The organism is Streptomyces sp. CA-179760 (assembly GCF_050937045.1).
GTDB lineage: Bacteria > Actinomycetota > Actinomycetes > Streptomycetales > Streptomycetaceae > Streptomyces.
This window is the reverse complement of the sequence record NZ_JBNJLZ010000001.1, coordinates 5,905,159-5,923,357: the sequence shown is the minus strand read 5'-3', so window position 1 is coordinate 5,923,357 and position 18,199 is coordinate 5,905,159. Positions and strand designations below refer to the sequence as shown.

Below are 18,199 nucleotides of genomic sequence, written 5' to 3'. Positions count from 1 at the left end.
CGCTTTGAGTCCCGGCCCCTTATCGTGCGGGTATGGAGCTTCTGTCTGTGAATCTGGGCCGTGCCAAGGCTGTGCCGTACACGGACAACCCGGAGGGTGTGACCGGGATCGACAAGCGGCCGGTGGACGGGGCGGTGCGGGTGTCGGCGCCCGGACCCAAGGGCATCGGCGGGAGCGGGCTGGCCGGGGACGCCGTGTGCAAGCTGGAGCACCACGGCGGCGACGACCAGGCGGTGTACGCGATGGCGCGCGAGGACCTGGACGAGTGGGAGCGCGAGCTGGGCCGGACGCTGGCCGACGGGGCGTTCGGCGAGAACCTCACGACCCGGGGGCTCGACGTGTCCGGCGCGCTGATCGGCGAGCGCTGGCGCATCGGGCCCGAGGTGGTGCTGGAGATCACCTCCGGGCGGATCCCGTGCCGCACCTTCCAGGGCCATCGGGAGGAGAAGGGCTGGGTGAAGCGGTTCACGCGGCGGGGCGCGCCGGGGGCGTATCTGCGGGTGATCGAGCCCGGGGCGGTCCGCGCGGGCGACGCCGTCGAGGTCCTGCACCGGCCGGACCACGACGTGACGGTGGCCCTGCAGTTCCGCGCGGTGACCACCGAGCGCACGCTGCTGCCACGGCTGCTGGCGGCAGGCGAGGCCCTGCACCCGGAGGTGCTGCGCTGGGCGCGGGAGTACGTGGAGAAGAACGGGGCCTGACAGCGGCTCACCGCGACGGTCTCCACCGACCCTTCACCGGCGAAGGCCCTGTTCGGAAGCGGACGCACCCAGTCCGGGTCACTAACCTGCTGCCATGACAACGGCTCTGATTACGGGATCGACGGCAGGCATCGGGGCCGCGTTCGCGCGGCGACTGGCTGCCGACGGGCACAACCTGGTGCTGGTGGCCCGCGACACCAAGCGGCTCAGGGAACAGGCGACCGAGCTGCACGACGGGCACGGCATCGAGGCGAAGGTGCTGACGGCCGACCTGGCCGAGGACAAGGGCATCGAGGCGGTGGCCGACCGGCTGGGCGACCGCAAGAACCCCGTCGACCTCTTGGTCAACAACGCCGGCTTCGGCAACAAGGGCCGCTATCTCGATGTCTCCATGACCGATGAGCTGCGGATGCTCAAGGTGCACTGCGAGGCGGTGCTGCGGCTGACGTCGGCGGCGGCCGAGGGCATGCGGGAGCGCGGCCGGGGCGGCGTCGTCAATGTCGCGTCGGTCGCCGCGTTCGTGCCGCGGGGCACCTACGGCGCGTCCAAGGCCTGGGTCGTGCAGTTCACGCAGGGCGCGGCGCGCGATCTGGCCGGCAGCGGCGTACGACTGATGGCGCTCTGCCCCGGTTTCGTGCGCACGGAGTTCCACGACCGGGCCGGCATGGGCACCGACAACATCCCGGGCTGGATGTGGCTCGACGCGGACAAGCTGGTGGCGGCGGCACTGCACGACCTGGCCCGGGGCAAGACGCTGTCGATCCCGGACCCGCGCTACAAGGCGCTGATGGGGGCGGCGAAGCTGGTGCCCCGGGGGATGCTGGGTGCGGTTTCGTCCAGGACGGGGCGGAAGTACGGGCCGCAGTAGGAGCCCTGGCCAGGAGGCGACGGGCAGCTCCCGTTGGGACAATTGGAGCTGTTCTACCGGACCAGGGGGGCCGGAGGCGAGGCCATGACCTTCGTACAGCTCATCGAGTGCAGGACCAGTCGGCTCGACGAGATGAACCGGCTGATGGATCAGTGGGTCGAGCAGACCAGAGGGAAACGGACGGCGACGCACAGTGTGGTCGCGAAGGACCGGGCCGACGCGTCGCACGTCGTCGAGATTGTGGAGTTCCCGTCGTACGAGGAAGCGATGCGGAACTCCGGGCTTCCGGAGACCGGACGGATCTTCCAGGAGCTGGTGGCGCTCTGCGAGGAGACGCCGACCTTCACGGATCTGGACGTGGTCCGGGACGAGCAGCTGAACGCGGCCACCGCGCGCAGGTTCTTCGAGACGGCGCCCGGGCAGGGTGCGGCGCCCCCGTTCAACGACGTGTTCATCGAGGACTACCACGACCACGATCCCGCCAATGTGCAGGACGTCATCGGACTGGACGCGCTGCGGCGCGAGGTGGAGGTGTGGCGGGGCGGGTTCGACTTCTCGTTCACGATCGAGGACCAGGTCGCCCAGGGCGACCGGGTGTGCACCCGGTGGGCCTGGAAGGGGCACCACAAGGGCGACTTCCTGGGGATTCCGCCGACCGGTAAGGACGTCACCATGACCGGGACGACCGTGTACCGGTGCACGCCGGACGGGAAGCTCGCCGAGGGCTGGTGGGAGTACGACCGGCTGGGGCTGATGCAGCAGCTCGGGGTGCTCGATCCGCTGGAGCTGTGACCCCACCGTACGAACGGGAGAAGCCCCCGTCCGCCTGGGCGGAACGGGGGCTTCTGCTACGAGGTCGGTGCCTCAGTGGGAGTGGCCGTGGCCGTGGCCCGCGGCGGCCGGCTCCTCCTCTTCCTTCTTCTCGACGACCAGGGTCTCGGTCGTGAGGAGGAGGGAGGCGATGGAGGCGGCGTTCTCCAGGGCGGAGCGGGTGACCTTGACCGGGTCGATGACGCCGGCCTTGACCAGGTCGCCGTACTCGCCGGTGGCGGCGTTGAAGCCCTGGCCCTTGTCGAGCTCGGCGACCTTGGAGGTGATGACGTAGCCCTCCAGGCCGGCGTTCTCGGCGATCCAGCGCAGCGGCTCGACGGCGGCCTTGCGGACGACGGCGACACCGGTGGCCTCGTCGCCGGTCTTGCCGAGGTTGCCCTCGAGGACCTTCACCGCGTGGACGAGCGCGGAGCCGCCACCGGAGACGATGCCCTCCTCGACCGCGGCGCGGGTCGCGGAGATGGCGTCCTCCAGACGGTGCTTGCGCTCCTTGAGCTCGACCTCGGTGGCGGCACCGACGCGGATGACGCACACGCCGCCGGCCAGCTTCGCGAGGCGCTCCTGGAGCTTCTCGCGGTCCCAGTCGGAGTCGGTGGACTCGATCTCGGCCTTGATCTGGGCGACGCGGCCCTGCACGTCGTCCTTGTTGCCGGCGCCGTCGACGACCGTGGTGTCGTCCTTGGTGACGGTGATGCGGCGGGCGGAGCCGAGGACGTCCAGGCCGACCTGGTCGAGCTTGAGGCCGACCTCCTCGGAGACGACCGTGGCGCCGGTGAGGACCGCGAGGTCCTGCAGCATGGCCTTGCGGCGGTCGCCGAAGCCGGGGGCCTTCACGGCGACGGCGTTGAAGGTGCCGCGGATCTTGTTCACGACGAGGGTGGACAGCGCCTCGCCGTCGACGTCCTCGGCGATGATCAGCAGCGGCTTGGAGGCGTTGGCCTGGATGACCTTCTCCAGCAGCGGCAGCAGGTCCGCGATGGCGGAGATCTTGCCCTGCGTGATGAGGACGTACGGGTCGTCCAGGACGGCTTCCATGCGCTCCTGGTCCGTCACGAAGTACGGCGACAGGTAACCCTTGTCGAAGGCCATGCCCTCGGTGAAGTCCAGCTCCAGACCGAAGGTGTTGGACTCCTCGACGGTGATGACACCGTCCTTGCCGACCTTGTCCATCGCCTCGGCGATGAGCTCGCCGACCTGCTGGTCCTGGGCGGACAGACCGGCGACGGCGGCGATGTCGGACTTCTCGTCGATCGGGCGGGCGGTCGCGAGGAGCTCCTCGGACACGGCCTTGACCGCGGCGTCGATGCCCTTCTTCAGGGCGGCCGGGGAGGCACCGGCGGCGACGTTCTTCAGGCCCTCGCGCACGAGCGCCTGGGCGAGCACGGTCGCGGTGGTCGTACCGTCACCCGCGATGTCGTTGGTCTTGGTCGCCACCTCCTTGACCAGCTGGGCACCGAGGTTCTCGTACGGGTCCTCGACCTCTACCTCACGGGCGATGGTCACGCCGTCGTTGGTGATGGTGGGGGCACCGAACTTCTTGTCGATGACGACGTTGCGGCCCTTGGGGCCGATCGTCACCTTGACCGTGTCGGCAAGCTTGTTGACGCCGCGCTCGAGGGCGCGACGGGCGTCCTCGTCGAACTTCAGGATCTTCGCCATGGGAGCGGTTCAGCCCTCTCGGAAAATGTGGGTGAAACGAACCGCGCCCCCGACGCCCGGCTTCATAAGATCGCGGGGCCAGGGGCGCAGTTCACTGCAATGCTGGTAATGCGGGGTGAATTACTTCTCGACGATCGCGAGCACGTCGCGAGCCGAGAGGACGAGGTACTCCTCGCCGTTGTACTTCACCTCGGTGCCGCCGTACTTGCTGTAGAGCACGACATCGCCGACGGAGACGTCGAGCGGAAGACGGTTACCGTCCTCGAAGCGGCCCGGGCCCACGGCCAGGACGACGCCCTCCTGGGGCTTCTCCTTGGCGGTGTCCGGGATGACCAGGCCAGAGGCGGTGGTCTGCTCGGCGTCGAGCGGCTGGACCACAATGCGGTCCTCGAGCGGCTTGATGGCAACCTTGGAGCTGGTGGTCGTCACGATCCGACCTCCCCCTTCGGAGATCTCACGGGGTTAACTGTCTGAGGTGGCGACCAGGTGGATCCGTCGTCGCGGGTGCCGGACCTGCCCGTCGCTGTGTTGGCACTCTCCAGTGGTGAGTGCCAGAGCCGAGACTATGACCGTGATTAGCACTCGGTCAAGCGGACTGCTAATTGCCGGCGGCGCGTCGGCGATCGGTCCGCCTCAGAGGTAGTCCTCCAGCCGCCCCACCCGCAGCCCTTCCCCTCGATCTCCCCCAGCAGCCGCACGGTCCGTTCCGTCGGCGTCAGGGCATCCGTCCCCTCCGAGGGCACGGTGATGATGTCGCCTGGGCGCAGGCGGGGCTCGCCATGGGGGTACGTCAGTTCGCCATCGGCGGACAGGGCGGCCCGCCAGCGGACGACCGCCGTGATGCCGCAGTCGGCGGCGGCGCGCAGGGTCGTCCTGTCGTACGTGCCGTAGGGCGGGCGGAAGAGGTGGGGGCGGACGCCGAAGCGGGTGCGGAGTTTGTGCTGCTGGCCGCAGATCTCGGCGCGCTGGCCGGCGTAGGGCAGGCCGCGCAGGGCGGGGTGGTCGAGGGTGTGGTTCTGGAGGGACACGCCGACCGCGCGCAGCCGGGCCAGATGGCCGTAGCCGGGCCCGGCGACGCTGTCCGTGAGGAACAGGGTGACCGGGAGCCGCCGTTCGCGGACGAGGCCGGCGAAGGCGGGGTCGCGTTCGGCGCCGTCGTCGTAGGTCAGGAAGACGACCGGGTCGCGGGTGCGGATCCGGTCCACGACGGGCGGCAGGCGCGCCGGACGCGCGAGGGGGCCGGCCGCGGGTGTCGGGTCCTGGCCCCGGCCGTCCGCTCCCGCCCGCTCAGCCGCCCCGCCGCAGCCGGCCAGCAGGAGCAGGCCCGCACACAACGCGGCCGCGACCGGGCGCCGCCTCACAGGTAGTCCTCCAGCCGCCCCACCGCGTATCCCTCGGTCGTGACCTTGTTCAGGAAGCGGCGGATCATGTCGGGCATCGCGCCCTTCCACTGCCCGCGCCCCCGGAAGTGGCTGAGGACGATGTCGCCCCGGCGCAGCCTCCGGTCCGCCGCGCGGTACTCCCAGTGGTCGGCGAAGACCTCCGCGTTCCAGAGGGGGGCGTACTCGATGCCGCAGGCCTTGGCGGCGCGCAGGGTCGCCCTGTCGTAGCTGCCGAAGGGCGGGCGGAAGAGGGTGGGGCGGGTGCCGTAGCGCCTCTCGATGAAGCGCTGCATGCCGCAGATCTCGCGCCGCTGCGCGCGGTACGACAGACCCGGCATGTAGCGGTGCCAGAGGGTGTGGTTGTTCAGGACCACGCCCCTGGACTGCATCTGCCGGAAGTAGCGGTCGTCGTCCTTCACCAGGTAGCCGCTGAGGAAGGCGGTGTACGGGACGTCCAGGTCGCTCATCATCCGCAGGAACTCCGGGTCCTTCTCGGCGCCGTCGTCGATGGTGAGGAAGACGACCTTGTCCCGGGTGGGGACCGTGGTGAAGACGGGCGGGAGGTCCAGCTCCCGGTGGCCGTTCACCTCGAAGCCCTCGCGGGTCCTGATCCTGGGCTTCTTCCCGGGAGCCGGCGGCGCAGCCAGCGGGACCCTTCGCAGTCCCCAGCGGTGCGCCGCGGCGATGCGGGCGGCGTGTGCGGCACGCAGCTTGGTGGCATAGGAGTCGAGCGCGCGGGCCGGGGGCGCGTCGAGGGGCTGCTGGCCGCCGGCCGGGGCGACCTGGGTGCCGTCCGGCTGCGCGCAGCCCGAGGCGATGGCGGCGAGGGCGAGCACGACGAGTCCGATGCGTACGCCGCCAGTTGCCCGTCTTTTGTCATTTTGTACGACTGCTCGCATGATGCCGGATCCTCGCAGCCGCCCGGTGCGAACCCGCCCCGACACCGCGGCCGACGGCATACCGTCCACCGACTGGCCCACAATGATCCGGTGAACGATCTCGACCTCCTCCTCACCCCCGAAGGCCGCGCCCTCCTCGACGAGGTGCGGGACACCGACCCGGCGAAGGAGCTGGCCGTGGCGACGCGGCTGCGCCGGGCGCATCCCGCCGAGCTGGTGTCGGCGGCGCTGGGCCAGGCGCGGCTGCGGCAGCGGGCGGCGGTGAAGTTCGGGGCCGAGGACGCGGGGCGGATGTTCTTCACGCCGAACGGGGTGGAGCAGTCGACCCGGGCGAGTGTGGCGGCGTATCGCGCCCGGCGGATGAAGGACCTGGGGATCACCTCCGTCGCCGACCTGTGCTCCGGCATCGGCGGGGACGCGATCGCGCTGGCCCGTGCCGGGATCCGGGTGCTGGCCGTGGACCGGGACCCGATGACGGCCGCGGCGGCGCGGGCGAACGCCGACGCGCTGGGTCTTGCCGGCCTGATCGAGGTGCGGGAGGCCGATGTCACGGAGGTGGACACGGCCGGTTACGACGCCGTCTTCGTCGACCCGGCCCGACGCGGCGGCCGGGGCCGGATCTTCGACCCGGAGGCCTGTTCACCGCCCCTGTCCTGGGCGGTGTCGGCCGCCCGCCGGGCTCCTCGCGCCGCCGCGCTGAAGGTCGCCCCCGGCATCCCGCACGAGGCGGTGCCCGAGGACGCCGAGGCCGAGTGGATCTCCGACGGCGGGGACGTGAAGGAGGCGGTGCTGTGGTTCGGCACCGAGCCGGGGGCGGTACGGGCCACCCTGCTGCCGGGGCCCCGCACCCTGCTCTCGCGCGGCCTGCCCGACCCGGAGGTCCGCCCGCCCGGCCGCTACCTGTACGAGCCCGACGGCGCCGTCATCCGGGCCCACCTGGTCTCCGAGGTGGCCGACAGGGTCGACGGCGGCCTGCTCGACGCGACCATCGCGTACGTCACCGCCGACGCCCCGCACCCGACCCCGTACGCCACCGCCTACGAGATCACCGACCATCTCCCCTTCAACGTCAAGAAGCTGAAGGCCCTGCTGAGGGAGCGCCAGGTCGGCATTCTCACCGTCAAGAAGCGGGGCTCGGCGGTCGAGCCGGAGGAACTCCGCAAGAAGGTCAAACCGCAGGGGCCGCACGCGGCCACGGTGTTCCTGACCCGGGTGGCGGGGGCCCCGGCCATGCTCATCGGGCACCCCGCCTAGGCGACCGCGGCCGACGGCCCGTCAGGAATGCTCCGCCGCGCGCCGCAGCAGCAGCTCGCGCTCCCGTTCGTTCCGGGTCAGCGACGCCGCACGTTCGAACTCGGCCCGGGCCTCCGCCGTACGGCCCAGGCGGGAGAGGAGGTCGGCCCGGACGCTGGGGAGCAGGTGGTAGTCGCGCAGGGCGGGGTCGTCGGTCAGGGCCTCGACGAGGGGCAGGGCCTCGGACGGGCCCTCGGCCATGGAGACGGCCACCGCGCGGTTGAGTTCCACGACCGGGGACGGGGAGCGGGCGGCCAGGAGGCCGTACAGGACGGCGATGCGGGGCCAGTCGGTCTCCTCGTAGGTGTGTGCGTGCGCGTGACAGGCGGCGATGGCGGCCTGCAGGAGGTACGGGCCCGGGGCTCCCGAGGAGGCGGCCTCGGCTCTGCCCAGCGCCGCGACGCCACGGGCGAGGAGCATGCGGTTCCAGCGGGCGCGGTTCTGGTCCTTGAGGAGGACGGGTTCGCCCGAGGGGCCGGTCCGGGCCGACGTGCGGGACGCCTGGAACTCCAGGAGCGCGGTCAGGCCGTGGACCTCGGGTTCCTTCGGCATGAGGGACGAGAGCACCCGGGCCAGCCGCAGGGCGTCCTCGCACAGGGACGGGCGGAGCCAGTCGTCGCCGGCCGTGGCGGCGTAACCCTCGTTGAAGATGAGGTAGATGACGTCGAGGACGGAGCCGAGACGGGCCTCGCGGTCGGGGCCGTAGGGCACCTCGAAGGCGATGTTCCGTGTCGCCAGGGTGCGTTTCGCGCGCACGATGCGCTGTGCGACGGTCGGTTCCGGGACCAGGACGGCGCGGGCGATCTCGGCCGTGGTGAGGCCGCCGAGGAGGCGCAGGGTGAGGGCCGTGCGGGCCTCGGTGGACAGCACCGGGTGACAGGCGGTGAAGACCAGGCGCAGCAGGTCGTCGTCGATGCCGTCAGGGTCACGGAGGACCGCGGGCTCCTGCGGCGCGGCCTCGTCCGGAAGGCTCCGGCCGATCTCCGCCAGCTTGCGGGCGTAGTTCTCCCGGCGGCGGACCAGGTCGACGGCGCGGTTGCGGGCGGTGGCCATGAGCCAGGCGCCCGGGTTGCCGGGCACCCCGTCCCGCGGCCACTGCTCCAGGGCGGCGACCAGGGCGTCCTGCGCGAGTTCCTCGGCGATGCCGACGTCCCGGACGATCCGGGTGACGCCGGCGATGATGCGGGGCGACTCGATGCGGAAGACCGTTTCGATGGCCGTGCCGGTGCCGCTCGGGTCCGGGGTGGGCTGCGCTGTCACAGCCCACCATCAGACACCCTCGGCGGCACCCGGCCAAGCAGATCCGGTCAGTCCTCGGTGATCTGCCGGACCTCGGCGGTGATCGTCCAGTAGTCCTCGTGCACGGACAGGAACCGCTTGGCCCACTCGATCGCCTCGGCCTTGTCCTTGCACTGGCTGATCGAGTAGCCGCCGATGACCTCCTTGGACTCGGTGAACGGCCCGTCGGTGACCGACAGCTGCCCGCCCTCCCAGGTCACCCGGCTGCCGTCGGAGGTCGGGGTGAGCCCGGCCGTGTCGAGCATGACCCCGGCCTTGGTGATCTCCTCCAGGAGCGCGCCCATCCGCTCCATGAGCTCGGGGCTCGGGCCCTCGGCGGGGGCGTTCTTCTCGTCGATGCGGATCAGGGTGAGAAAGCGCGGCATGGTGACTCCTCGGGGTCTTCGGAGCGGGTTCTCTTCCCGCTCTCACCCCTGCGTCGATCGGGAGGCCCCAGGATCGACACGGTCGCCGCATTTCTTCGAGATTTATTTCCGGGTTCTTCCCCCGGGCCGCGTTCCCGCAGGTCAGCGCAGCGACTCCCACAGCTTCTCCGCCTCGGGCTCCTCGGCCACCACCCGGTTGGGGTCCGACGGTGCCCGCACCACCGGCATCGTCACCGTCCGCACCTCGCTCGCCGACAGGCCCTGAAGGCTCTGCCCGAGCCGGGTCAGATCGGTCAGGGAATCCAGGCCGGTGTCGGTGGTGAGGCCGGCGGTCACCGCGTCCGCGACCCGGTACAGCTTCGCCGGGTCGGTGAGGAGGTTCTGTGCGGCGATCTGTTCCAGCAGTGCCTTCACCAGCGTCTGCTGGAGGCCGATGCGGCCGAGGTCGCTGCCGTCGCCGATGCCGTGCCGGGTGCGGGCCAGGGCGAGGGCCCGGGTGCCGTCCAGGTGGTGGGTACCGGCTTTCAGGCGCAGATGGCTGTGGTCGTCGGCGATGTCCTCCTCGGTGGTGACGGTGACGCCGCCGAGCGCGTCCACGAGCTGCGCGAAGCCGGAGAAGTCGATCTCGATGTAGTGGTCCATGCGGACGCCGGTCAGCGACTCGGCCGTCTTCACGGCGCAGACCGGACCGCCCACCGCGTACGCGCTGTTGAACATCGAGTGGTAGGCCACCGCCGTCGAACCTCCGGACGAGCGGGGGCAGGACGGGCGGGTGACCAGGGTGTCGCGCGGGATACTCACCACCGTCGCGCTGGTCCGCCCGGCGTCGAGATGGACGACCATCGCCGTGTCGGAGCGGGCACCCGAGCTGTCGCCGCCGCCGAGCCTCTGGTTCTCCTCGCCACCGCGCGAGTCCGAGCCCAGGACCAGGATGTTGAGCGCCCCACTGGGCAGGGCGGACGCCGAGGGCGACGGCGCGGTCACCGGCCTCGGCGGACGGTTGTCGCCCAGCGCGTTGTCGATGTCGACGCTCTTGATGTTGCTGTCGAGATGCCAGTAGGCCCAGCCCGCCGCCGCGGCGGCCAGCATCAGCAGGCCCGTCAGGGTGAGGCCGACGGTGCGCAGTGCGATCGCCCGCCGGCCCGTGCCTCTGCTCTCGTCCCCGGTCGCCTCGTGTCCCGTCACGGCAGGAACATAAGTCCGAATTATTACGGGCAGGGCCCTCGCCGCGCCTTTTCTTCGGAAATTCTCAGACTTCATGGGCCGGACGGGCCCGTTCTCACCCCAGTGTCACCACCGGCACCGGATTGCTCCCGCTCCACGACCCGTTGAACCCGAACGTCACCGAACCGCCGTCGGGCACCGAACCGTTGTACGAGGCGTTCGCACAACTGACCGCTGTCCCCGACTGCGCGCAGTTCGCGTTCCAGGCCTGTGTGATCCGCTGCCCGGCGCCGAACGTCCAGTTCGCCTTCCACGACGACAGCGCGGCCCCGAGCAGTCGATCCGCACCTGGCCCGTGTAGCCCGTGCTCCACTGGCTGGTGACGCTGTACGTCGCCGTGCAGGCGCCGGTCGGGGCGGGGTCGCCGTGCCGCCTAGGGCTTCCGCGATGGCGTGGTACGCCGGTTTCGGGCTGTAGTTCTCGTCGTACGGCGTCGCCGCCCCCTGGCCGGGGAAGGTGTCCGGGATCCAGGAGTCGGAGTCGGTGAAGCCCCAGACGGTGGCGCCGACGCAGCGCGCGACCGCCACACAGGCGTTCATCACCGCCTTGTAGTCGGCGGCCTGCTGGGTCAGCTTCGCCTCGGTCGCCGGCAGCTGCATCCGGATGTCCAGCTCCGTGATCGCCACGTCGACGCCCAGGTCGGCGAAGCGCTGGATGTTCTGCTGGAGCGTCGAGGGCACCTGGCCGACGATGAGATGGGCCTGCAGCCCGACCCCGTCGATGGGAACTCCCCGCTCCTTCAACGACTTGACCAGGTTGTACAGGGCGGTGCTCTTCGCGTTGACGCCCTCCACGTTGTAGTCGTTGACGTACAGCTCGGTGCTCGGGTCGGCGGCCCGGGCCCAGGTCAGGGCCTGCGCGATGTAGTCCTGGCCGAGGATGGCGTGGAAGAGGGTCGGGCGGTAGGTGCCGTCCTCGTTGAACGGCTCGTTCACCACGTCCCAGGCGGCGAGCCTGCCCTTGTAGCGGCCGACCTCGGTGGCGATGTGGTCCTGGACGATCGCGCCGAGCTGGTCCCTGCTCCAGCTGCCGTTCGTCAGCCAGCCCGGGTTCTGCTGGTGCCAGAGCAGGGTGTGGCCGCGCACCTGCTGGCCATGGGCCTCGGCGAAGTCGACGATCCGGTCGGCCTCGGCCCAGTTGTGACTGCCCCGGCTCGGCTCGACGGAGCCCCACTTCATGGCGTTGCCGGGGGTGAGCGAGTTGAACTCGCGTCCGGCGACGTCGCCGTAGGTGCCGGTGAGTTTGGAGCCGGTGACCGCGGTGCCGATGACCTTGTCCTTGGCGGCGGCGAGGTCGCGCAGCGGGGTGTCGGCGGCATGCGAGGCGGGGGCCGCGACCAGGAGGGAGCCGGCCGTCACGACACCGGCCAGCAGTGAGGTGAGCAAGCCCGATCTCAGCGATCTCATGCCAGGTCTCAGGGATCTCATAGCGGGTGCCTCCGAAAGTTTCGGTGGTGCAACCGATTGACTTCGGAGGAGTGTGGAGACGCCCGCCCCACCCGTCAAGACACCCGCCCCACCCGTCAATACGTCAACTTCCGGCCAGGGGCGCCGCCGTGCTGCTGCGCACCACCAGACTCGTCGCCAGCTCCACCCGGGTCGCCGCCGGGGTGCCCTCCTCGCGGCCGAGGTCCAGGACCAGCTTGGCCGCGGCCTCGGCCATCTCCGTCAGCGGCTGCCGTACGGTCGTCAGCGGCGGCCCGACCAGGGGCGCCACCGGCAGATCGTCGAACCCGACGACGCTCAGGTCCTCGGGGATACGCAGCCCCAGTTCGCGCGCGGCCTCGTACAGCCCGAGCGCCTGGAGGTCGTTCCCGGCGAACACGGCGGTCGGCCGGTCCGGGCGGCGCAGCAGCTCCAGGCCCCGGCGGTAGCCGGCCTCGTGGTGGAAGTCGCCGTCCGCGATCAGCTCGGGGTCCACCGGCAGCCCGGCCGTCTCCATGGCGGCCCGGTAGCCGTCGATCCGGGCACGGCTGCACATCATCTGCGAGGGCCCGGTGATCGCGCCGACCCTGCGGTGCCCCAGCTCGACCAGGTGCCGGGTGGCCGCGAGACCGCCCTGCCAGTTGGTCGCGCCGATCGAGGGCACGTCGGCGCCCGGGTCGCCGGCCGGGTCCATCACCACGAACGGGATGGAGCGGCTGGTCAGCAGCGCCCGCTGCGACTCGTCGAGCCCGGACAGGACCAGGATCACGCCGTGCGGGCGGCGCGCGGCGACCTGGTCGGCCCAGGTCCGCCCGGGGGTGAGCCGCCCGGCGCTCTCCGACAGCACCACGCTCAGCCCGGCGTCCCGGGCCACGTTCTCCACACCCCGGATGACCTCCATCGCCCAGGCGCTCTCCAGCTCGTGGAAGACCAGGTCGATCAAGGGCGACCGGGTCGCCTCGGCGCGGCGGCGCCGGTAGCCGTGGGCGCGCAGCAGGTCCTCGACACGGGCCCGGGTGGCCGGAGCGACATCGGCGCGGCCGTTCAGGACCTTCGAAACAGTCGGCGCCGACACACCGGCCTCACGGGCGATCTCCGCGAGCGTCGCGGTCTGCGCGGTGCGCCCCTGCGTCCGGGTTTGCGTCCGGGTTTGCGGCCGGCTTTCAGCGGGCTCCGGGGAAGTCATGGCGGCGATCGTAACCCTGCGGGCCCCTTGACGAAGTCCTCGTGGCGCCATAGGTTCCCGGAACATTCGGAGTGCATATCGAAACATTCGTAGATACGTTCGCGAGTAACGCTCGTCAGCACCGTTCGTGAGAGGGCCGTCCGTCCACCCGACAGGAGCTTCATGACCACCGTGCCCTGGCGTGACCCCGCGCTGCCCGCCGCCGCCCGCGTCGACGACCTGCTCTCCCGGATGACCCTGGAGGAGAAGACCGCCCAGCTGTACGGCGTGTGGGTGGGCGCCTCGACGGACGGCGACGGGGTCGCTCCGCATCAGCACGACATGACCGTGGACCACTCCGACGAAAAATGGGCCGAGCTGATCACGCGCGGCCTGGGCCAGCTCACGCGCTCCTTCGGCACCGCCCCCGTGGACCCGGCGCTCGGCGTGCGCGCCCTGGCCCGCGCCCAGCGCCGTATCACCGAGGCCGGCCGCTTCGGCATCCCGGCGATCGCGCACGAGGAGTGCCTGGCCGGCTTCACCGCCTGGCAGGCCACGGCCTACCCGGTCCCGCTGGCCTGGGGCGCGACCTGGGATCCCCCGCTGGTCGAGGAGATGGCCCGCCGGATCGGCGACGACCTGCGCTCGGCCGGCGTCCACCAGGGCCTCGCACCCGTGCTGGACGTCGTACGCGATCCGCGCTGGGGCCGGGTGGAGGAGACGATCGGCGAGGATCCGTACCTGGTCGGCACGGTCGGCTCGGCCTATGTGCGGGGCCTGGAGTCGGCCGGGATCGTCGCCACGCTCAAGCACTTCGCCGGGTACGCCTCCTCGGCGGGCGCCCGCAATCTGGCGCCGGTAAGGGCCGGTGTCCGCGAGTTCGCGGACGTCACGCTCCCGCCCTTCGAGATGGCACTGCGCGAGGGCGGGGCGCGCTCGGTGATGGCCGCCTACACCGAGCGGGACGGCGTCCCGGCCTCGGCGGACCCCGAGCTGCTGACCCGGCTCCTGCGCGAGGAGTGGGGCTTCTCCGGCACGGTCGTCGCCGACTACTTCGGCATCGGCTTCCTCCAGACCCTGCACCGCGTCGCCGGCACCCCGGCCGAGGCGGCCCACGCGGCCCTCGAGGCCGGCGTCGACGTCGAACTGCCCACCCTCAAGTGCTACGGCGATCCCCTGCCGGCCGCCGTCCGGTCGGGCCAGGTGCCCGAGGAACTCGTGGACCGCGCGGCCCGCCGGGTCCTGCTCCAGAAGTGCGAACTGGGCCTGCTGGACGAGGACTGGAACCCCGAGCCGGCCGGCGCGGTGAACCTGGACTCCACAGGCAACCGGATCCTTGCCCGCCGCCTGGCCGAGGAGTCGGTGGTCCTGCTCGACAACCCCGACGGCATGCTCCCGCTGGCCCCCGACACCCGGATCGCGGTGGTCGGCCCCCGGGCCGCCGACGCCCTGGCCATGCTGGGCTGCTACTCCTTCCCGTCCCACGTCCTCACCCACCACCCCGACGTGCCGACCGGCATCGAGATCCCGACCGTCCTCGACGCCCTGCGCACCGAACTCCCCGACGCCAAGGTGACGTTCGCACAAGGGTGCGAGGTGACCGGCCCGGACACCTCGGGCTTCGAGGACGCCGTCGCCCGCACCGCCGAGGCGGACGTGTGCGTGGCGGTCCTCGGCGACCGGGCGGGCCTGTTCGGCCGGGGCACCTCAGGTGAGGGCTGCGACGCGAGTGATCTCGGTCTGCCGGGCGCCCAGGGCGAGCTGCTGGACGCGCTGATCGCCACCGGCGTGCCCGTGGTCCTGGTCCTGCTGACCGGCCGGCCGTACGCCCTCGGGCGCTGGCACGGGCGCCTGGGGGCCGTCGTCCAGGCCTTCTTCCCGGGGGAGGAGGGCGGCCCGGCGGTCGCGGGCGTGCTGTCGGGCCGCGTGAACCCGTCGGGCCGTCTCCCCGTGAGCGTCCCGCAGGTCCCAGGCGGCCAGCCCTGGACGTATCTCCAGCCGCCCCTGGGCCTCGCGGGCGAGGTCAGCAACCTCGACCCGACCCCGCTGTACGCCTTCGGCCACGGCCGCTCGTACACGACGTTCGCCTGGGAGGACTGCACCGCGACCGAACCGGCCGAGCTCGGCACGGACGGCTCCCACGACGTGTCGGTGACCGTCCGCAACACGGGCGAGCGCGCGGGCGCGGAGGTGGTGCAGCTGTATCTGCACGACCCGGTGGCGTCCGTGACCCGCCCCGACATGCGGCTGATCGGCTACCAGCGGGTGACGGCGGCCCCGGGCGAGGCGGTCCGGGTGACGTTCCGCTTCCACGCGGACCTGTCCTCCTTCACCGACCGCGCGGGCCGGCGCGTGGTCGAGCCGGGCGCCCTGGAACTGAGGCTGGCGGCATCGAGCGCGGACGTACGGCACACCGTGCGCCTCACTCTCACGGGCCCGGTCCGGGTGCTCGGCACCGACCGGCGGCTGCGCTGCGAGACGGAAATCAGCGGCGTGGAGTGACCGGCCCGCTCAGTCCACGCCCACCGACTCGAACCGCCACCGGTGCACAGCCCGCGTGACCAGGTCCCCGTCCGGCTCCGGAAGTTCCGGCAGCTCGGCGTCGTACGGGGCGTCCCACCAGGTGAGGACGAGGACCCGGTCCTGGGGAGCGCGCAGGGTCTCCCGGCGCAGCGGCTCGCGGGGCAGCACCTGGGCGCGTGCCCAGGCCAGCAGCTCCTCGCCGCGCCCTGGCACGGCCCGCGCCTCCCACATCAGGGCGACCGTCACGGGTAGAGGTTCTCCTTGCTGACCTCGTGCACATGGTCATGGCCGTGGTGGTGCCCGTGGTCGTGGCCGTGGTCGTGGCCGTGGTGGTTGCCCGGCACATGAGGCTCCGTCACCGGCAGCGAGGAGTCGGCCGGCAGGTCCCAGCTCGACGCGGCCCGGTTCCGGGCCACCATCTCGGCGCCGAGCGCGGCGACCATCGCCCCGTTGTCCGTGCACAGCTTGGGCCGCGGCACCCGCAGCCGGATCCCGGCCGCCTCGCAGCGCTCCTGGGCCAGGGCGCGCAGCCGGGAGTTGGCGGCCACACCGCCGCCGATCATCAGGTGGTCGACGCCCTCGTCCTTGCAGGCCCGGACGGCCTTGCGGGTCAGCACGTCCACGACCGCCTCCTGGAAGGACGCCGACACGTCCCGCACCGGGACCTCCTCCCCGACCGCCCGCTTGGCCTCGATCCAGCGGGCCACGGCCGTCTTCAGCCCCGAGAAGGAGAAGTCGTAGGCCGGATCGCGCGGGCCGGTCAGGCCGCGCGGGAACGCGATCGCGTTCGGGTCGCCCTCCCGCGCGTACCGGTCGATGACCGGCCCGCCCGGGAAGCCCAGGTTCAGCACGCGCGCGATCTTGTCGAAGGCCTCGCCGGCCGCGTCGTCGATGGTCGCGCCCATCGGGCGGACGTCGGAGGTGATGTCCGAGGACAGCAGCAGCGAGGAGTGACCGCCGGAGACCAGCAGCGCCATGGTCGGCTCGGGCAGCGGGCCGTGCTCCAGCTGGTCCACGCAGATGTGCGAGGCGAGGTGGTTGACCCCGTACAGGGGCTTGCCGAGCGCGTACGCGTACGCCTTCGCCGCCGAGACGCCCACCAGCAGGGCACCGGCGAGGCCGGGACCGGCCGTGACGGCGATGCCGTCGAGGTCGCGGGCGCTGACGCCCGCCTCCTTCAGCGCGCGATCGATGGTGGGGACCATCGCCTCCAGGTGGGCACGGCTCGCGACCTCGGGGACCACGCCGCCGAAGCGGGCGTGCTCGTCGACGCTGGAGGCGATGGCGTCGGCCAGCAGGGTGGTGCCGCGGACGATGCCGACGCCGGTCTCGTCGCAGGAGGTCTCGATGCCCAGGACGAGCGGTTCGTCAGCCATTGATCTCGGTTCCTTGTACGGAAGTTGAAGGGTCGGTGAGTCGCATCACCAGGGCGTCCACGTTCCCGGGCTGGTAGTAGCCGCGCCGGAACCCGATGGGCTCGAAGCCGAAGCGCTCGTAGAGCTTCTGCGCGCGGACGTTGTCGACGCGGCACTCCAGCATCACCTCGGCGCACTCGAAGGCGGTCGCCGCGCGCAGCAGCTCGGCCAGCAGCACCCCGCCGAGGCCGGTGCCCCACAGGTCCCGTGCGACGGCGATGGTCTGGACGTCGCCCTGCTCACCGGTGGCGACCAGTCCGGCATACCCGGTGATCCGCCCGCCGGCCTCGGCGACCACGTACCGCCGGGTCGCCTCCGGCCCGCGCGAGTGGGCCAGTTCGGACCAGAACATGCCACGCGACCAGGCGTCCTCGGGAAACAGGTCCCGTTCCAGTTCCAGCACGGGGTCGATGTCCCACCAGCGCATCTCGCGCAGCGCACACCTCACGGGTTCGGTCACTTGGGGGTGACCACCTTGTAGTTCTTGGGGACCTGGGCGTCCGGGCGGCGCAGATACAGCGGCCGGGGCGCGGGGAACTCCTCGCCCGCCGCCAGCTTCTCGGCGGCCAGCCGGGCGAGTGCGGCGGCGGAGACGTGCTCCGGCTCGTGCGCCTTGGGGAAGGTGTCCGGGTAGAGCAGCGCGCCGGCGCCGACCGCGGACAGGCCCTTGACCTGCTCGGCGATGTCGGCGGGCCGGTCGACGGCCGGGTCGGTGAGGCGGGTGCGGGAGTCCGCGTAGCGCGCCCAGTACACCTCCTTGCGGCGGGCGTCCGTCGCCACGACGAACGGGCCGTCGAGGTCGGCGGCGAAGGCGAGGCCGTCCAGCGTGCACACACCGTGCACGGGGACGCCGAGCGCCAGCCCGAAGGTCTCGGCGGTCATCAGCCCGACGCGCAGCCCGGTGTACGGGCCCGGACCGACGCCGGCGACGATCCCGGTGACGGCCTCCAGCTTCAGACCGGCCTCGGCGAGCACCCAGTCGATCGCCGGCAGCAGCAGTTCCCCGTGCCGCCGCGCGTCCACCTGACTCGACGAGGCGATGACGTCGCGGCCGTCGTGCAGCGCGACGGTGACGGCGGGTGTGGCGGTATCCAGAGCGAGCAAGAGCACGCAAACAGCCTACGGCTCCACGGGGCCGGTGTCGGACGCCT

At 71.8% G+C, this 18,199-nt stretch carries 16 protein-coding genes and 2 pseudogenes; 5 read left to right on the top strand and 13 right to left on the bottom strand.

Translation table 11 applies throughout. The features are described 5' to 3' along the window. The first annotated feature begins 32 nt into the window (after positions 1-32). From ACQEV8_RS27100 to ACQEV8_RS27090, 3 genes are all read left to right on the top strand, one after another. Positions 33-701 (top strand): MOSC domain-containing protein, encoded by a 669-nt coding sequence (locus tag ACQEV8_RS27100; protein ID WP_432965092.1) that lies wholly within the window; start codon positions 33-35, stop codon positions 699-701. Positions 702-795: 94 nt separating this feature from the next. Further along, positions 796-1,569, top strand: a complete 774-nt coding sequence (locus tag ACQEV8_RS27095; RefSeq protein WP_432965089.1) for an SDR family NAD(P)-dependent oxidoreductase — start codon at positions 796-798, stop codon at positions 1,567-1,569. An 84-nt stretch (positions 1,570-1,653) separates the two neighbouring features. Next, positions 1,654-2,361, top strand: a complete 708-nt coding sequence (locus ACQEV8_RS27090) for an ester cyclase (protein WP_432965086.1) — start codon at positions 1,654-1,656, stop codon at positions 2,359-2,361. Positions 2,362-2,433: 72 nt separating this feature from the next. Here the strand turns inward: ACQEV8_RS27090 and groL are convergent, their stop codons facing one another. From groL to ACQEV8_RS27070, 4 genes and pseudogenes are all read right to left on the bottom strand, one after another. Next, complete coding sequence (gene groL, locus ACQEV8_RS27085; RefSeq protein WP_432965083.1) at positions 2,434-4,059, bottom strand: chaperonin GroEL; 1,626 nt, start codon at positions 4,057-4,059, stop codon at positions 2,434-2,436. Positions 4,060-4,179: 120 nt separating this feature from the next. Beyond that, positions 4,180-4,488 (bottom strand): co-chaperone GroES, encoded by a 309-nt coding sequence (groES, locus tag ACQEV8_RS27080; RefSeq protein WP_003974211.1) that lies wholly within the window; start codon positions 4,486-4,488, stop codon positions 4,180-4,182. Positions 4,489-4,692: 204 nt separating this feature from the next. Continuing rightward, positions 4,693-5,420, bottom strand: a pseudogene (locus ACQEV8_RS27075) (polysaccharide deacetylase family protein). Continuing rightward, the gene (locus ACQEV8_RS27070; protein WP_432965080.1) at positions 5,417-6,340 is read right to left on the bottom strand and encodes a polysaccharide deacetylase family protein; all 924 of its coding nucleotides are present in this window, start codon (positions 6,338-6,340) and stop codon (positions 5,417-5,419) included. The pseudogene ACQEV8_RS27075 and the gene ACQEV8_RS27070 overlap by 4 nt, the downstream one beginning before the upstream one ends. A gap of 90 nt (positions 6,341-6,430) precedes the next feature. Between ACQEV8_RS27070 and ACQEV8_RS27065 the strand changes: the two genes are divergently transcribed. After that, the gene (locus tag ACQEV8_RS27065) at positions 6,431-7,594 is read left to right on the top strand and encodes a THUMP-like domain-containing protein (protein WP_432965077.1); all 1,164 of its coding nucleotides are present in this window, start codon (positions 6,431-6,433) and stop codon (positions 7,592-7,594) included. A 21-nt stretch (positions 7,595-7,615) separates the two neighbouring features. Here ACQEV8_RS27065 and ACQEV8_RS27060 read toward each other — a convergent pair whose 3' ends face one another. The 5 genes and pseudogenes from ACQEV8_RS27060 to ACQEV8_RS27040 all read right to left on the bottom strand — a co-directional run bounded on the left by ACQEV8_RS27060 (position 7,616) and on the right by ACQEV8_RS27040 (position 13,131). After that, the gene (locus ACQEV8_RS27060; protein WP_432965074.1) at positions 7,616-8,893 is read right to left on the bottom strand and encodes an RNA polymerase sigma factor; all 1,278 of its coding nucleotides are present in this window, start codon (positions 8,891-8,893) and stop codon (positions 7,616-7,618) included. 47 nt (positions 8,894-8,940) lie between these two features. Then, positions 8,941-9,297 carry a YciI family protein gene (locus ACQEV8_RS27055; RefSeq protein ID WP_432965071.1) on the bottom strand — a complete coding sequence of 119 codons (357 nt, stop codon included), beginning with the start codon at positions 9,295-9,297 and terminating at the stop codon, positions 8,941-8,943. A 141-nt stretch (positions 9,298-9,438) separates the two neighbouring features. Next, a complete protein-coding gene (locus ACQEV8_RS27050; RefSeq protein ID WP_432965068.1) occupies positions 9,439-10,482 on the bottom strand; it encodes an LCP family protein in 1,044 nt (347 codons plus the stop codon). Between the two features lie 94 nt (positions 10,483-10,576). Further along, a pseudogene (locus ACQEV8_RS27045) lies at positions 10,577-11,927 on the bottom strand (endo-1,4-beta-xylanase). 124 nt (positions 11,928-12,051) lie between these two features. Further along, complete coding sequence (locus ACQEV8_RS27040) at positions 12,052-13,131, bottom strand: LacI family DNA-binding transcriptional regulator (RefSeq protein ID WP_432965065.1); 1,080 nt, start codon at positions 13,129-13,131, stop codon at positions 12,052-12,054. A 162-nt stretch (positions 13,132-13,293) separates the two neighbouring features. Between ACQEV8_RS27040 and ACQEV8_RS27035 the strand changes: the two genes are divergently transcribed. Beyond that, positions 13,294-15,612, top strand: coding sequence for a glycoside hydrolase family 3 N-terminal domain-containing protein (locus ACQEV8_RS27035; protein WP_432965062.1), 2,319 nt, complete (start codon positions 13,294-13,296; stop codon positions 15,610-15,612). A gap of 9 nt (positions 15,613-15,621) precedes the next feature. Here ACQEV8_RS27035 and ACQEV8_RS27030 read toward each other — a convergent pair whose 3' ends face one another. From ACQEV8_RS27030 to tsaB, 4 genes are read right to left on the bottom strand one after another with little or no spacing between them, the layout of a single operon-like run. Continuing rightward, the gene (locus ACQEV8_RS27030; RefSeq protein ID WP_432965059.1) at positions 15,622-15,879 is read right to left on the bottom strand and encodes a hypothetical protein; all 258 of its coding nucleotides are present in this window, start codon (positions 15,877-15,879) and stop codon (positions 15,622-15,624) included. Continuing rightward, on the bottom strand, positions 15,876-17,009 hold the full coding sequence (gene tsaD, locus ACQEV8_RS27025; RefSeq protein ID WP_432965056.1) for a tRNA (adenosine(37)-N6)-threonylcarbamoyltransferase complex transferase subunit TsaD: 1,134 nt from the start codon (positions 17,007-17,009) through the stop codon (positions 15,876-15,878). The genes ACQEV8_RS27030 and tsaD overlap by 4 nt, the downstream gene beginning before the upstream one ends. Further along, positions 17,002-17,508 carry a ribosomal protein S18-alanine N-acetyltransferase gene (rimI, locus tag ACQEV8_RS27020; RefSeq protein ID WP_432965053.1) on the bottom strand — a complete coding sequence of 169 codons (507 nt, stop codon included), beginning with the start codon at positions 17,506-17,508 and terminating at the stop codon, positions 17,002-17,004. Before rimI ends, tsaD begins: the two co-directional genes overlap by 8 nt. Next, positions 17,505-18,158: a tRNA (adenosine(37)-N6)-threonylcarbamoyltransferase complex dimerization subunit type 1 TsaB gene (gene tsaB, locus ACQEV8_RS27015; protein ID WP_432965050.1), complete on the bottom strand. Its 654-nt coding sequence runs from the start codon at positions 18,156-18,158 to the stop codon at positions 17,505-17,507. The genes rimI and tsaB overlap by 4 nt, the downstream gene beginning before the upstream one ends. Between the last annotated feature and the right edge of the window lie 41 nt (positions 18,159-18,199).

Excerpts from the sequence above, each read along its gene's own strand:
- ACQEV8_RS27100 (WP_432965092.1), top strand. The coding sequence starts at position 33 with ATGGAGCTTCTGTCTGTGAATCTGGGCCGTGCCAAGGCTGTGCCGTAC.
- ACQEV8_RS27095 (WP_432965089.1), top strand. The coding sequence starts at position 796 with ATGACAACGGCTCTGATTACGGGATCGACGGCAGGCATCGGGGCCGCG.
- ACQEV8_RS27090 (WP_432965086.1), top strand. The coding sequence starts at position 1,654 with ATGACCTTCGTACAGCTCATCGAGTGCAGGACCAGTCGGCTCGACGAG.
- groL (WP_432965083.1), bottom strand. The coding sequence starts at position 4,059 with ATGGCGAAGATCCTGAAGTTCGACGAGGACGCCCGTCGCGCCCTCGAG.
- ACQEV8_RS27070 (WP_432965080.1), bottom strand. The coding sequence starts at position 6,340 with ATGCGAGCAGTCGTACAAAATGACAAAAGACGGGCAACTGGCGGCGTA.
- ACQEV8_RS27055 (WP_432965071.1), bottom strand. The coding sequence starts at position 9,297 with ATGCCGCGCTTTCTCACCCTGATCCGCATCGACGAGAAGAACGCCCCC.
- ACQEV8_RS27040 (WP_432965065.1), bottom strand. The coding sequence starts at position 13,131 with ATGACTTCCCCGGAGCCCGCTGAAAGCCGGCCGCAAACCCGGACGCAA.
- ACQEV8_RS27035 (WP_432965062.1), top strand. The coding sequence starts at position 13,294 with ATGACCACCGTGCCCTGGCGTGACCCCGCGCTGCCCGCCGCCGCCCGC.
- tsaD (WP_432965056.1), bottom strand. The coding sequence starts at position 17,009 with ATGGCTGACGAACCGCTCGTCCTGGGCATCGAGACCTCCTGCGACGAG.